The sequence below is a fragment of the Mucilaginibacter rivuli genome (assembly GCF_019391655.1).
Classification (GTDB): domain Bacteria; phylum Bacteroidota; class Bacteroidia; order Sphingobacteriales; family Sphingobacteriaceae; genus Mucilaginibacter; species Mucilaginibacter rivuli.
Genome location: NZ_JAHXPQ010000002.1, coordinates 525,888 through 542,008, shown reverse-complemented (window position 1 = coordinate 542,008; position 16,121 = coordinate 525,888). Strand labels below are relative to the sequence as shown.

At 43.8% G+C, this 16,121-nt stretch carries 9 protein-coding genes; 1 reads left to right on the top strand and 8 read right to left on the bottom strand.

Features of this window, described 5'->3' with window-relative positions:
- Window positions 1-141: 141 nt before the first annotated feature.
- The 3 genes from aroA to KXQ82_RS06065 form a co-directional block, all read right to left on the bottom strand.
- The gene (aroA, locus tag KXQ82_RS06075; RefSeq protein ID WP_219487263.1) at window positions 142-1,431 is read right to left on the bottom strand and encodes a 3-phosphoshikimate 1-carboxyvinyltransferase; all 1,290 of its coding nucleotides are present in this window, start codon (window positions 1,429-1,431) and stop codon (window positions 142-144) included.
- Window positions 1,432-1,440: 9 nt separating this feature from the next.
- Window positions 1,441-2,571, bottom strand: coding sequence for a chorismate mutase (locus KXQ82_RS06070; RefSeq protein ID WP_219487262.1), 1,131 nt, complete (start codon window positions 2,569-2,571; stop codon window positions 1,441-1,443).
- A gap of 117 nt (window positions 2,572-2,688) precedes the next feature.
- The gene (locus KXQ82_RS06065; RefSeq protein ID WP_219487261.1) at window positions 2,689-3,525 is read right to left on the bottom strand and encodes a prephenate dehydratase; all 837 of its coding nucleotides are present in this window, start codon (window positions 3,523-3,525) and stop codon (window positions 2,689-2,691) included.
- A 456-nt stretch (window positions 3,526-3,981) separates the two neighbouring features.
- Between KXQ82_RS06065 and KXQ82_RS06060 the strand changes: the two genes are divergently transcribed.
- The gene (locus KXQ82_RS06060) at window positions 3,982-5,631 is read left to right on the top strand and encodes an ArnT family glycosyltransferase (protein WP_219487260.1); all 1,650 of its coding nucleotides are present in this window, start codon (window positions 3,982-3,984) and stop codon (window positions 5,629-5,631) included.
- A gap of 92 nt (window positions 5,632-5,723) precedes the next feature.
- On the opposite strand, the gene KXQ82_RS06055 is transcribed toward KXQ82_RS06060, so the two are convergent.
- The 5 genes from KXQ82_RS06055 to KXQ82_RS06035 form a co-directional block, all read right to left on the bottom strand.
- Window positions 5,724-6,515 (bottom strand): helix-turn-helix domain-containing protein, encoded by a 792-nt coding sequence (locus KXQ82_RS06055; protein WP_219487259.1) that lies wholly within the window; start codon window positions 6,513-6,515, stop codon window positions 5,724-5,726.
- A 96-nt stretch (window positions 6,516-6,611) separates the two neighbouring features.
- Window positions 6,612-9,107: a beta-galactosidase gene (locus KXQ82_RS06050; protein ID WP_219487258.1), complete on the bottom strand. Its 2,496-nt coding sequence runs from the start codon at window positions 9,105-9,107 to the stop codon at window positions 6,612-6,614.
- Window positions 9,108-9,334: 227 nt separating this feature from the next.
- Window positions 9,335-11,704, bottom strand: a complete 2,370-nt coding sequence (locus tag KXQ82_RS06045; RefSeq protein WP_219487257.1) for a glycoside hydrolase family 2 TIM barrel-domain containing protein — start codon at window positions 11,702-11,704, stop codon at window positions 9,335-9,337.
- Between the two features lie 91 nt (window positions 11,705-11,795).
- A complete protein-coding gene (locus tag KXQ82_RS06040) occupies window positions 11,796-12,722 on the bottom strand; it encodes a glycoside hydrolase family 53 protein (protein WP_219487256.1) in 927 nt (308 codons plus the stop codon).
- A 208-nt stretch (window positions 12,723-12,930) separates the two neighbouring features.
- Window positions 12,931-16,113, bottom strand: coding sequence for an efflux RND transporter permease subunit (locus tag KXQ82_RS06035; RefSeq protein WP_219487255.1), 3,183 nt, complete (start codon window positions 16,111-16,113; stop codon window positions 12,931-12,933).
- Window positions 16,114-16,121: the final 8 nt, after the last annotated feature.

The following is a 16,121-nucleotide window of genomic DNA, read 5'->3' as shown; positions in this document are numbered from 1 at the left end:
AGACTGACTCTTTATTTTATAACGTCATTGCGAGGTACGAAGCAACCTCTGCGCGAAAGGTCTCCGACAAGCATCATCGACATGCATGTTTAGAGGTTGCTTCGCTATCGCTCGCAATGACGCGATAGATATTTTTGACTTTTAACTTTTGACTTTAATCTCGTATCCCATACTTTCCAGATCGCTCCAGAATGCAGGGTATGATTTTTCGACCACCATCGGGTCTTCAATTTCCACCTGTGGGATAACCAATGCCAGGGGTGCGAAAGCCATTGCCATGCGGTGATCTTCGTAAGTGTGTATCGTTACCTTTTCGGGTATGTGTTTGCCGCTGCAATCCAGTTTGTACACCTGGCCTTTTTCGGTAAGCGTTACCCCTATTTTAGCCAGCTCATTTTGTAAGGCGGCTATACGGTCTGTTTCCTTGATCTTTAAGGTTTCCAATCCTGTAAAGGTAGCATCATGGCCCAATGCCGCGCACACTACCACTACGGTTTGTGCCAGGTCAGGGCATTCCTTCATATCGAACACCTTACGCGCGATAGGCTTAACTTCCTTTTGCAGGTACACGCCGCCATCCTTAAACTGCGATGTGATACCAAAGTTAGCCATGATCTCGGTGATTACGCTGTCGCCCTGCAGGCTGTATGGTTTTAATCCCGGTAAAAACAACTCGGCTTCATCGCTTAAAGCGGCAATAGCGTACCAATATGATGCAGCACTCCAATCCGGCTCAACATAAATTTCGGTCGGTTTAAAGGGCTGGTTAGCAATATGAATGCTGTTACCTTCCCAGTTATATTGTATGCCGCATTGCTGCAACATGGCCAGCGTCATCTCCACATAAGGTTTTGATGTGAGTTCGCCTTCAATATTTAGCTTTAGGCCTTTCGGCAGACTTGAGGCAATCAACAGCAAAGCCGTGATATACTGACTGCTGATATCACCCTTTACACTGATCTCGTCCGTAGTCTGCTCAAAACCCGCGTGAATCCGTATCGGCGGGTAGCCGTCATTCACCTCGTAATCTATCTTCGCGCCAAGCTTACGCATAGCATCAACCAATATCCCGATAGGGCGCTGTTGCATACGTTTTGTTCCCGTAAGTATAACCTCTTCATCCTGCAAAGGCAGGTAAGCCGTTAAAAAACGCATAGCAGTTCCGGCAGGACCAATGTCTACGAGTCTTAAGTCTTGAGTCGCAAGTTCTGAGTCATTTTCTGACTTCTGACTCAAGACTTCAGACTCCCGACTTAGAACTCTCTTTAATGTCACCGCATCAGCTGCATCAGATACATTAGATACCTTGACAACGCCTTTACTTAAGGCTTCAATAATGAGTGCACGGTTGCACTCGCTTTTTGAGCCGGTAAGTTGAACAGTGCCTTTTACGGTTTTGCCCGGTTTAGATATGATGATGTTTGGTTCCATCAAAGCTAATTAGGCGTGTGTTAAATGTTCTTGTTGCGATCCGCTCACACCGTCTTTGTTCATGATCTCGGTTTGTTTGCGGATAGACTCGCTGTGCAACAATTCCAAAAACTTCTCGGTAAACTCCTTGCTCAGGTTAAATGCAGATGCATAAGGGATGCGTTTGTTCAATATCTCTTCCCAACGGTTAACCTGTAAAATGGTGATACCGTTATCTTTTTTGTAGTTACCTATCTTCTCAACTATCTTCATACGCTCGCCAACTTTTTGGATCAGCAGGTCGTCAATCTTGTCGATATTATCGCGCAAAACTGCTAAAGCGTCTTTAACTTCTTCGGTACCTGCACCTGGTTTACGTACTTCCAATTTATCCATTATCGCATCTAAAGCGGCAGGAGTTAACTGTTGTTTAGCGTCTGTCCATGCTACAGATGGGTCAATATGTGATTCGATGATCAAACCTTGCATATCTAAGTCTAATGCTTTTTGAGCAATGTAAGGGATCAGTTCGCGGTTACCGCAGATGTGGCTTGGGTCGCAAATGATAGGCAATTCCGGCGCATGCGTTTTCAGGTTGATAGCCAGGTCCCACATCGGTTCGTTACGGAAAGCTGATTTTTCGTGTGATGAAAAGCCACGGTGAATAGCCGCCAGCTTAGTGATGCCCGCATTGTTGATGCGCTCTAAAGCGCCAATCCATAAACTCAGGTCTGGATTAACCGGGTTTTTAACAATTACAGGTACATCGTGTCCTTTTAAAGCATCGGCAATTTCCTGTACAGTAAAAGGGTTAGCGGTTGAGCGTGCTCCTATCCATAAAATATCAACACCTGCAGCCAAAGCTTCTTCAACGTGCTTGGCGGTAGCTACTTCAACAGCGGTTGGCAAACCGGTTTCGGCTTTGGCGCGTTTTAACCACTCCAAACCTATCGAGCCAATACCTTCAAACTCTCCCGGACGGGTACGTGGTTTCCAGATACCTGCACGTAAAACCGATACGCGGCCGGTAGCTTTTAATAAATGCGCTGTAGCAACCAACTGCTCTTCAGTTTCTGCACTGCATGGGCCGGCAATTAAAAATGGTTCTTTAGTTACCGTTGCCCATGTGTTGAAGGGCTGAATGTTAAAATTTAGTTTCATCGTTGTTGTTTTTGTCCATGGACCATGGTCGATAGTCAATGGTTGATTTTATGATTGATTTTTTTATTTACTCTTTTTTTGTCTATGGACTATTGACCATCGACTATGGACTTCTCTCTACACCGTATCATTCTTCTGGTACTCGCCCAGTATGTTAAAGTTCTGGGTATATTTTAATACCTGCGTAATGGCTTTATCGTATTGCTCGCGCTTGTCCCACTCCACATCTACATAAAAATTGTATTCGTTACGTTTACCAAGCACAGGCATCGATTGTATCTTGCTCATGTTCAGTTCGGCTTCGGCAAAAATATTCAAAACCTTAGCCAATGCACCTACCTGGTTACTCACCTGGAAACATAATGATGCTTTGTTAGCCTTTATCTTTTCGGCACGCTCATGATCGGTTAGTATCAAAAAGCGGGTATAATTCTTTTTGTTCGATTCGATGCGGCGCTCCAGTACATCTAACCCGTACAGTTTCGCGGCAAGCGTATTGGCTACTGCAACAGTATCTTTCAACTGCTCATCACGTACACGTTTGGCGCAGGCCGCTGTATCTGTACCCTCTATTAGTTGTATATGCGGGTAATCTTCAAAAAAATCCAGGCACTGGCGCAATGCTATCGGGTGTGATATTACCACCTTAACATCCTCAAACTTAACGCCGGGGTAAGCCAGCAAATGCAGTTGGATAGGCAAATACACCTCGCCCACTACCGGGAAGTTGTAATTCATCAGCAGGTTGTAGTTAGGCAATATGCTTCCCGCGATGCTGTTCTCAATAGCCATGATCACATAGTCGGCCTCTTTAGCCTGTAACTTATCAAACGTTTGTTTGAAACTCTTACATTCTACCGTTTCGATATCATCACCAAAAAACTTAAACGCCGCTTCTTCGTGAAACGATGCTTTTATTCCCTGGATGGCTACTCTTGGTTTTTGCTTTCCCATATTCGTATTAAAGCAAAAAGTCCCGGCTGTTGGGCCGGGACTTTTTGCTTTTGCTATATCATGTTATGACATATTAGTCCCGGCTTGTACTTGTAAAGTAAAAGTAATAACCGAACCAGTATGCGTTTGTAAATTTCATTTTTCTGTTTATGCCGTAAAAGTACAGTTAAATTTCAACTTGTCAATACCTTATTTCTATTTTTTTCATTATTCCGAATTTTGTTGGGAAAGCGAAGTTTTTTTAACATCCAAACACAATGTTCTATGGCATAAAGTAAACCCCTGTTAACACTACCTCAATTGATAAGTATTTGTTATTGTACAGTTATTATCAATATTATAATTTTGATGCTTTATTTTTCAATAACGGCAATTATATAAAAATTGCATTTGCATGAATTTACTTTTAAACCAAATTAGTCAATTTGTTTGCTAAAACAACAACTGCATTACCAAATGTCCAACTCTACTCCCAATCACAATAAATCTACTAATAAAATAACCGACCAAAACGCGGTAAAATACACCTTATTACTTATTGGGCTTACTTTTCTAGCCCGTTTGTTTATTGCAGCCAATACAGGCCTTGGCATTGGCGAATCGTACTATTTCCGTGGTGTGCTTAACCTGAGCTGGAGCTACCTCGACCAGCCCCCTTTGTTTTTTTGGTTAAGCTGGTTAAGTACAAAAGTAGTTGGGCTAACAAACCTGGGCCTGCGTTTCCCTGCGGTTTTACTTTTTGCAGGTACCAGCTGGCTCATATTTGCCATTACCCGCAGGTTGTTTAACGCGCGTTCGGGCTTTTGGGCCGTGCTGATGATGAACCTTAGCGCCGTATTTACCATTCCGGTTGCAACATGGTTTCAACCCGATGCACCACTGATGTTCTTTTGGCTGGCTGCCACTTACTTCCTCGTTAATATCATGCTGCCAGCCCCTGCAGAACAACCTAAAAGAACTGCTCAAATATATAGCCTGTGGCTTATGGTTGGCGTTATGATGGGCTTTGCCACTCTAAGTAAATACCATGTACTATTCCTTTTTGTAGGTATCTTTTTGTTTTTGCTGACCAATAAAAGCCAGCGCAAATGGATCACACACCCGGGTCCTTATTTAGCCATTCTTATTACAATCATTATGGCTTTCCCGGTAATCTGGTGGAATGCCCATAACAACTGGGTATCCTTCGCTTTCCAGGGCTCGCGTGTGGGTACCGAAGGTCAGCATTTTCAAATCCATATCGACTGGTTCCTGCGGAGCTTTTTAGGTCAGGCCTGCTGGTTATTACCCTGGATATGGGTTCCGGTTATAGGCCAGCTCATCAAAACCTTTAAACTAAAGGGCACTTCGCAGCCCTATAGTTTCCTGTTCTGGACGGCTGTTCTGCCCATCGTATTCTTTACCATCATTACCCTTTGGGCAGATCTGCAATACCACTTTCATTGGCAGGCCCCTGGTTATATGATGCTCTTTATGCCATTAGGATACGCTATAGATCAGAACCTGAGTAATCCTGACCGCGCCCCGCGCACCCGCCGCTGGTTACGCTTTTCGGCCTCGTTCACGCTAATCACAATTACCTTTTTAAGCGCGCACATGATTACCGGCTTTTGGCAATGGTATGGCCCAAAATACATTGTAACACATACCCATTTGGGCATTGACGACCCTACCCTTGAAGGTACCGACTATCTTGATATCAAAGCCCGGTTTGAAAAAGAAGGCTGGCTAAACAATCCCAATGTATTTACCGGCTGTCCGCATTGGTGGCTAACCGGCAAGGTTGATTGGTCGCTGGAAGGCAAAAAGCCTATTGTATGCTTTAGCGCCGACCCTCGTAACCTGGCCTTCCTGGTAAACCCTAACGACCTGAAAGGTAAAGATGCCGTTATCATTAGCCAAAACGATACCACAAGCGTACACCAGGATGCAGAACCATTTTTTGATAGCTTTAAACGTGTTGACGATATTATCGTTACACGCAATGGACGCCCTGAGCTGCACCTGGCTACCTACTACGGTAAAAACTTCCACCTACCCAAACAAAAGCGCCCCGACCTGCCGGTGTATTGGCAATTAATGGGATTGCCGCCGTTTGGGCATTAGCGTAATGATTGAATTTTAATGGCTAAACACCTGCAGCGATGCATGATGAGGCGGGGAAATAGTACATTTATTTTAACCGCCTTATTTCTTCATCATCCAAAAACTGTTGCACTATCAGTACTTAACCTTTTTGAGGACATACGCTGATATTCAAGATACAAAATAGCACACAGCACAATATTGCTCGCTATTGATATATAAAGCCCTACGGTTTGCAAATTAAAGTTTGGACTTAGGTTCATACATGCCTCCGCAATAATTGCTACGCCTGTAATAAAAAATAAATCCTTCAAGCTATCACTCCTCCGCGAGCCTTCTATCAATATCCCCGCGCCAAAAATACTCATGTTGATGCAAAGCATTAAAAAAACAAAGTACATCAATGCATCAACCAATGGACTGTACGACAGGTAAATAATATTGATCAACGGCAATAAAACAATAGAAATAACAGACGATACAGCCAGTACCTGGTTTTTAAGATAATGCCCCAACTTGTAAAATCCATAAAAAAACAATACTCCGCTTAAAATATGTACCGTGTAAGTGGTTAACCGAAGTGGCTGTTTAAAATGATGCGATGTAAGATCAATTACAACTAATATGGCATTTACCGAATAAACGAGACCAGCTATAAATGTCATTTTTAAGGACTTTAGCGATATCGTGTTTGTTTCGATTTGTACAGCCCCGGTTACAGTAAAGCTATAATCCAAAGCTTTAGATAGTAGTTTCATAGTATACTTGCGGGGCAGTACATCGCCTGCTTCTATACGTTGTATAGTTCTGATGTCAATTTTGCACAAGCCGGCCAGTTCTTTTTGAGTAATACCTTTAGCATCACGCAACTCGGCAATCTTAGTTCCAATTTCGGGTTGATCCATTGTTAAAAGATTTTTAAATAACGGCTAAATTATGTGTTAAAAAACATTCGGGTTAAAAAAAGGCCCGGGTTTTTATACGGCATTTACACGGCATTATCAAAACGACACCTGGTAAACCGGCTGTACCTTTATCTTTCTCAATTCAGCATGGGTCGTCTTTGCGAAATCCAGGTCTGTACCCGGTTCAAAATGGATTTTACGGTTTTCCATCAATGGCGTTATCTGCAATACAAAAGGCTGCTTACCTAACAGGTCTTCGTGGCGTTTAAGGCTGTAAGGCATGGTAGTACCGGCATAATAATCGTCGGCAATAATGGTACCGCCAGCATAAAGGCCCGCGGTATTACCACGGTAATCAAACTGCAATAATACATCGTGTACAAACTCGGGCATTTTAGCGGGCAGGGTTAGGCTGTACGCTTTATATGGCAGTGTGGCATTATAATGGATAGCGTATGTTGGCCCAACCGGCGTAATACCCTTTAACGAATCGCAATAAGCCTTAAACTTAGCCTCGTCTGATACCTGTTTAAACGGCACCTCAACAGCATCCCACTCGGGAAGCGCAACCCTGTAATGGGTAAATATACCCGCTTTACCGGCAGGCCTAACGGCAACACTCTTGGTACCGCATGCCGGGTAACTGTCAAAACTAAATGCAGCCGAATCAATTGACCTCATGGTGATCACATCGCGCTTATCATCATAAAAAGCCATTTTTGGTGTTAGCACTAAGGTTTGAGTACCTTTAATATCAAACACGTAACTATACCTGGCCTCATCCCTGCTCAGCAACAATATTTTGAATGAATGCCCGTCATTCGTCGCGATATCAAGTGTACAATTTTTGCCCGGTTTAAGGTTACTTACAAAAGTATACTTCCCGACCTGTATAACAGTCGCGGTTGTTTTAAGGGTTTTAATGTTCTTTTTCTCAAACTTAAACTCAGGTTTAATACCATCCATGGCATAGTAGCAATACACCTTATCTTTATTATTTAAAATAGTGGTGGGCTGCGCGGTGGCGTATTTTAGCAGTACACCATCCATATTATAATTAAAAGGCATCACCCCATACACTTTATTGCTGATGTTTATGCCTCCCTTTTCGGGGATGCGGATCGTCTCGGTTTCTGTTTTGATGTTAATGGCTGTATTAGGATGATTAGCCATATCATAATGCCTCACATAATCATTAATAAACAAATATCCCGCTCCGCCCCTGCTCCGTACCGAATACCGCAGATCGGTCAGGTTATCTGCCTTTTCGGGATTATCTGCCGGTATCTGTGCGCTCATCGGTGCCAGATTGCTGCCGTAGCTGTTGATGAACTGGTGCAGCAATTTAAAATCGTGATAATAATCGCGGATAAAGCCCCACTCCGTCAGCGGCGACTCAAAATCATACGATATTAGCGGGTAATCATTAGGGTACGGGTATATGGTCGATTTTGATTCTTGTGTTGAGTAAGTTCCATCCCAACTCAATGGGTGCTGCGTACCGTGGAAAACATAATAACCCAGCATATTGGCGCCCACGCCCAAACGGGTATAATCCAAAGCCAGCAGATCGCCGCCCAGCAAAGTTGGCCTGCGGTGATAAGTTACCTGCATGCCCCCACCCAACTCTACCGTTAAATACGGGTGGCGGTATACCGGCATTTTAACCTCGCCGGGTTGATAGGTAAGCACATCGTTACCGATATTCTTATCCCTCCTGTCGGCTTTAAAGGTATACACATTATCCGGCGGAAGGTCTTTGGTATTCTGTGTCCATGGAGCATCAGGGTAACCGCCCCATAATGGCAACACATCATCTTCGGGCACCTGCGGACCGGGCCAGCCGGTAACTACATATAAAGGTACATCAATACCATCGGCAACAGCCATTTGCTTTAAGGCAGCCATGTACTTATAGCCATCGCTGTTAGGGCCGTTACTGCGCATTTCGTTATCAACCTGTATACCTATCAACGGGCCGCCATCTTTGTAATATAAGCCTGCAAATTGCTTTGCAATAGCTTTGTACCAGTTGCCAACTTCGGGCTCAACGCTGCCATTTTTGGTAACACGGTCAAACCCGCCCTTCATCTTTTTCTTCACAAACCAATCGGGCATGCCACCATTGCGTGCCTCGCCGTGCGCCCATGGGCCAATGCGGCCAATGCATTTTAAACCATGCTTGGCGCACAGTTCAATAAAGTAACGCACATCTAAATTGTCATCAAACCTGAATTTTCCTTCTTCCTGCTCATGGTGAATCCAAAAATCATAAAAAGCGATAACGTTTATACCAGCAGCCTTCATCTGCAGCAGCGCCTCCTCCCATTCGGCCTTTGGGTAACGCGAATAATGGATCTCGCCCATTACCGGCAAAACGGGTTTTCCGCCCAAACGGAGATAGTAGTTGTTCAGATCAAGCTCAACACCCTTTGGGTCTTTATTGCTCCCTTGCTTAAAATGCTGACCTTCTATGTAGGTCACATCTTTACCTAAAACAACGGTATGCTCTTCGATTTGGGCATTTGAGGCCATTACACAGCCCGACAGAAATATTAAGCTAATAGCTTTTTTAATAAAGGAATTATACATTGGTATGATGCAGGTTTAACAACTACAAATTAAAGCGATAAAAATAACATACTGTCCTGTACTGTTCTGTTGTTTCAATGTACAATTAGGAAAGCGACACGGGTATTTAACTTGTACTCCCGCAAGTCTGTGCCTTTAGCGGCAAGCCGAAGTTAAGAAACTTCGGCTATGGTAACCACAAGTCACAGACTTGCGTGAGCAAGTGGACATGCTTATTTATATAGTATCTATTGGACAGTTTGCACCCCATAGCCCTCGGCATTTAAGTGTTCAGGGATTTCTGATGAAGGCATTACATAAATCGAGCCCTTTTTGGCGACTCTTTTCAATAAAAACGTAGCTACACCAGCTTCACATTTCTTTACACTATCACTAATAATGCTCATATCGCCTTTTGATGTAAGCTTAATTTCATTAGTTGCGTCTGGTATAACTGTTCCATTTTTATCTACTACGCTCGCATAAGCTAATATAACATCTCCAACCTCACCAATATTTTTTCCGTTATTATCAATTGTTAAAATTACATGATCAGCTTTCTCCGGCGTCATCCTTACCATTCCCGCCACCTTCACCCCTGCAACGTACCCCACAGCCTCCAATTTCCCTTTTTCAAATTGGCTAATAGCAAACGTAAACGGCGGGTGCGGCAAATTATTCGAATACGCATCCTTATCGGGATGTTGTTTTCCAAGCGATTTACCATTCAAAAACAACTCCACTTCATCACAATTGCTATATACCTTTACACTCTTTGTTGCCGGATCATTCCAATAATTGGCAATAAACACCATCGGTTTCCCAAAACCCTTATCATCCGGCTTTGGCCCATACTGGCTCTGGTAAAAGTAAAACGCGAACTTGGGCAATCGGTAAATATCCATTATGCCCGATGATTCAATATCGCTTGCATAACCCCGTTTATAATCAAACATCACCCAGTTGGCATCGCCAAAATTGGGGCCATTCAGATCGTCATTGTGTGACTCCTGGAAATTATAAGCCTGTTGCAGCATCCTGCCCTCGCCATCGGTACGTAACTGGCGCGAGTTTCGTTCTTCTTTTTTCAGTCCCTCGTATGCTTTTTGGTTAAAGCCCGCGTTTTGAGCATAGTACTCCCAATCGCCATACTCGGCTAACAGCAATGGTTTTTGCTTGCCATATTTTTTCCAGTACTCGGGCGCTTTGGCATGTTGCCTTGCGGGATTAGATACATCATAAGCATAATCTATCCAACCTGTCGAAAACACATCCTTAAACGGCAGTTCGGCATGTACGATCTTGTGAGCCTTATCCATATATGGCTTACTCATCCGCGATTCATTTAAACTCGCTTCCCAAAGTACTATTGAGGCATGATTACGGTCGCGATGTATCATATCGCGAATATCCTGATAACTATTCTCCTGAAAAACTTCATCGCCAAAAAACTGCCAGCCCGGTATGGCATCCATCACCAAAATACCCAACTCATCGCAGGCATCCAAAAATGCGGGCGAAGGCGGGTAATGCGAACAGCGCACAAAGTTGAACCCGGCTTCTTTAATTTTCCATGCATCGCGGTATTGGGAGTTATCACTCAAGGCGTAACCAATATAGGGATATTCCTGGTGGCGGTTGGTACCTACAATATTCAGCTTTTCGCCGTTCAGGTAAAACGCGCCTGGCTCAAAGCGGAAGGTTTTAATACCGATTTTTTGCTCCTGCTCATCTACCACTTTGCCGTTAACAACCACCTGTACTTTTAAGATATACAAATTTGGATGCATTGGAGACCACAGCGCTGGTTTATCAACCAACATACTTTGTTCAAAACTGGTCAAACCATTTTCAGAAAGACGTCGCAAATCCGACTTTGAACTTGAAACAATCTTTCCATCTTTTCCAATAAGGTTTAAATTAACAAGATAATTACTACGTGACTTCTCATTCAGCACTTCCGTTTTAACCACAACCTTAGCGGAAGCGGTGGTCACATCCTCATAATGCACCATCACCCCCCCACCTGCTTCATGATTTGCAGCAACCGCGTTACTAATGTGTGTCCAGTTTTTGATGATTAACCATGCATTACGGTATATGCCGCCATAAAAATTGAAGTCAAGGTCTTTAATTGGTTTACCTGGTGGGATATGAGCGTTATCTACGTTTACCAATTTTACTAACAATACATTTTCCTGCCCATATTTTAAGCCGTTATACAGATCTATATAAAATGGAAGATACCCACCTATGTGTTTAGCAAGATGTACACCATTTAAATAGACATCCGCGTCGTTCATTGCACCTTCAAACTGTATGGCAATGTATTTACCCTTATCCGTTACAGGCACAGTAAAATACTTGCGGTAATAGCACGTTCCCTGCCATTGCTCTTTAACTTTAATAACCGATTCAATTTGCGGTGTATGCGGCAGCGAAACCTTCTCCCACTTTACAGCAGTAGCTTTATGCGATGCTAGAGTTTCCTTAGAGATAGCTGTATCAATATCCTTAACAAACTCCCAATCCCTGTTAAACAATGTACCGGGGTTACTTTGCGCCTCAACCTTAAAAACCGAACCGGCCAATAACAGGCCTAAAAGTATTTTCTTCATGTATTATATTATATTTCATTTTAAATAAAGGTGCTGCTGCAAGTTTTCAAACTTGTGGCAACAATTGCCGAAGTTTGCAACTTCGGCAAACCTATTTAACCCCGTATTTCTGTTTTATCACCGGGTACATATCTAAATATGCATTCGGGTGGCCTGTTTTATCAAATACCGCTTCCTGGTAACTTAATGGCTCCCAAATAAAAGTACCCGTGATTTTTTTACCCGGAATGGTGAACGCTGCATCATTTACCTCCATTTTTAATTTGGTATATTCTACTACAATAATATCCTGCTTGTAGCGGGCTGCCAGGTCGTTCAGGTTATTTTTCAGGTCGGTAATGGTACCGTGCCATTCGGGGTAATAGCTTTCGCCGATGATATCAAATTTCACATTGCGGGCAATCATATTATCCAAAAAGTACCGCGATTCTTTATTTTGGCCACCGCAGGCAATGTGGAGCATAATTTTCGCTTTCTTATTCTCGTCTTTCACGCCGGCTATACCTGCCTTTAAAACACCTGCCAGTGTATCCAGGTGTTTGATATTGGCTATAGGCCACATCATACCATGGTTAATTTCGTTGCCCACCTGCACCATATCGGGCGGCGTACCCTGGTCTTTTAGCTCTTTCAGTACTTTTTTGGTAAATGCGCGTACCGAGTCCTGCAACAAAGCATAGCTCAGTTTTTTCCATGCCGAAGGGATATACTGCTTACCCGGATCGGCCCAGGTATCGCTGTAATGGAAGTCCAATAAAAAGCCCATCCCTGCAGCTTTTATGCGCAGCGCCATTTTCTTTGTCCCCTCAAGGTCGCAGTATCCTTTTTTAGAGTAGCCACTATCTGCCCTCGGGTTATTAAAAATGCGCAGGCGGATATAGTTAAAGCCCTTATCCTTCAATATCTGAATAGCATCGGTAGCTTGATCATTTTCATAATACTTTTTGCCCTGCTCTTCAAACTGCGGCAACCACGAAATATCAGCACCAATGATCTTATCAGGAGATTTTTGAGCCATACAAAAGCTACAGTATAACATAAGCAGGCAGCATACAACGCTGATCTTATACCTTGGCGGGAATGAATCTGTAATCATATAAAAAAGGTTTATTGGCGCTGCAAGTTATATTAAAAAAAAATCAAATAATAAAAGGACCATCCTGTGCCATCTGTTGCAGATCCCATCCAACAAAAAAGGAGCCTTGCGGCTCCTTATATTATTTAACTCAATGCAATATATCCGGATCTGGTTTATAATGCTCGTGCATTTCGGTAAGTTTCTTTTTACCGTAACTGAATTTTGTAATGAGCACAAATAATACCGGTACAATAAATATGGCCAGCAAGGTTGCCGATAACATACCACCAAATACCGTATAACCAATGGTCTTCCTCGCCTCGGCACCGGCGCCCGATGCAAACAGCAAAGGGCCTACACCTAAAATGAACGCCATCGACGTCATGATGATCGGCCTTAGTCTTAGTTTTACAGCTTCAAGAGTAGCTGCAACAACCTCCATCCCGGTATCCACACGTTCTTTGGCAAACTCAACGATCAGGATGGCATTTTTGGCTGCCAAACCAATGAGCGTTATCAAACCTATCTGCGCGTAAACGTTATCGGTTAAGCCCGGCATAAAGGTAAGCGTTAAAATTGCGCCAAAGGCCCCGATAGGTACTGCCAGCAGTACTGAGAATGGCACTGACCAGCTCTCATACAATGCCGCCAGGAACAGGAACACAAAAGTGATAGACAGCAGGAAGATATAAGTGCTTTTGGACCCTGCCTTCTTTTCCTCACGACTCAGACCCGAAAACTCATAACCGTAACCTTGCGGTAAAGTTTTTGCAACTTCTTCCAGCGCGTTCAGAGCATCGCCGCTGCTGTATCCCGGTGCAGGGTTACCATCAATTTCGGTTGCCCGGAAAAGGTTAAAGTGAGATATCAGCGGTGCGCTTTCGGTTACCTTATAGCTTGTTAATGTGCTTAAAGGCACCATAGCGCCAACCGAGTTGCGTACAAAAAACTGGTTCAGGTTTTTAATATCCGACCGGTAAGCAGTATCAGCCTGCTCAACAACACGGAAGTTACGCCCGTAAATGGTAAAATCGTTCACGTAAGAGCTACCTAAATAGGTTTGCAGGGCGTTACCTACATCAGATATGCTTACCCCCAGTTTTTTACACTTTTCGCGATCAATGGTGAGTTGATAGCCCGGTGTTCTCGCTGTAAAGAAAGAAAATGCCTTGCCTATCTCCTTGCGTTTACCCAGCGTATCTAAAAACTGCCGCATTACACCTTCAAAGCTTTTAATATCGGCACCGGCCTCACGCTGCTCCAAATTGAATGCGAAACCTGCCGTTGTACCCAAACCGGGTATTGGCGGTGGCGGTATCACCACAATGTTGGCCTCTCTCACGGCGCCGGATAGTTTCTTTTGCAAACTTGCTACCAACCCCTTCTCACCCAGTAACTGCTCTTGTTTGGTTTTTCGTTCATCCCAGGGTTTCAACTGGCAAAATATGGTACCACTGTTTGATTTCGTAGCGAAGGATACCACATTCAAACCACCTAAGGCTGCGTAATGCCCAATACCTGGTGTAGTATCCAATATACTCATAATGCGATGTATTACAGCTACTGTACGCGTTGTTGATGATGCTTCAGGCAGATCGAATGTAATATACACACGGCCATCATCTTCCACAGGTATAAAACCGGTAGGTTTTGTTTTGAACAGGAATACCGCACCTACGATGATACACACCAACAATACCACCACCAATACCGGTTTTTTTATCCACCCGGCTACACCGTTACGGTACTTACCCGATAACTTTGTAAACCAGGTATTAAAATTATAGAAGAACTTATTTAAGCCTGTTGATGATTCGCTCAGTTTCATTGGCCTTAATATCAACGTACACAAGGCTGGGGTTAATGATAAAGCCACAAAAGCCGATATCAATACCGATATGGCAATAGTAATGGCAAACTGCTGGTACAAACGCCCAACTATACCGGGTATAAAACCAACCGGCACAAACACTGCCGCCAAAATAAGGGCGATAGCGATAACCGGAGCCGATATATCGCGCATGGCATGTAATGTCGCTTCGCGGGGTGCCATGCCTTTTTCATCCATATAGTGCTGCACAGCCTCAACCACCACAATGGCATCATCAACCACAATACCAATAGCAAGTACAAAGCCAAATAAGGTTAAAGTGTTAATGGTAAACCCTAAGGGGATAAAGAAAATAAACGTACCGATAATAGATACCGGGATAGCCAGTATTGGGATAAGCGTTGCCCTCCAGCTTTGTAAGAACAGAAATACTACCACAATAACCAATGCCAAAGCGATAAGCAAAGTATCAACTACCTCGCCCACCGATACCTTTACCACTGTTACCGATTCGAAGGGAACGGTATAGTCAATATCTTTGGGGAAAGCTTTTTTCAATTCGTTCATCGTAGCATATACCCCTTCGGCAGTTTCTATAGCATTACTGCCCGGTGCCTGGTAAACCAACAGGTACGATGCCCTTTTACCATCCACATAGGAGTTACCGGCATAGTTAAACTTGCCTAACTGTATGCGTGCCACATCTTTTAAGTAAACTACCGCGCCTGTAGCGGGGTTTGTTTTTACAACGATGTTGCCAAACTCTTCAGGTTCAACTAAGCGGCCTTTTACATATACACTGTACTCGAAGGTTTGCGCGTTTTGTTGTGGCGGCGCGCCTACAGTACCCGCGGCTATTTGCGCGTTTTGCTCCTGCAATGCCTGCGTAACCTGCGCGGCGGTAATACCTAATGCTGCCAGTTTATCGGGCTTAAGCCACACGCGCATACTAAAATCATCAGCACGGCTCACAACGTCGCCCACGCCTTTTGTTCTGAGGATGGCATCACGGATAAATATATTAGCGTAGTTATCTACAAAAGTTACATCATGCGATCCCTTTGGCGAATATAAGGCTACCAGCATCAAAATACTTGGGTTACGTTTTTTGGTGGTTAAGCCTAAACGTTGCACCTCTTGCGGTAAGCTTGGCTGTGCTACGCTTACACGGTTTTGTACATCAAGCGTAGCGGCATTAATATCGGTACCTACTTCAAAGTTTACCGTCATGCTCATGGCACCGTTACTGGTGCTGTTGCTGGTGAGGTATGTCATGCCGGGGGTGCCATTCACCTGTACTTCTACCGGGGTGGCAACCGTTTGCTCCACCGTTTGCGCGTCCGCGCCTATGTAGTTACCTGTTATCTGTACGGTAGGCGGTGTAATTTCGGGATATTGCCCTATCGGTAAACTGGTCATCGCCAATACCCCTACAATAATAATAACGACGGAGATAACGATGGCCGTTACGGGCCGTTTTATAAAAGTTTCTGCGATCATTGCTTAGC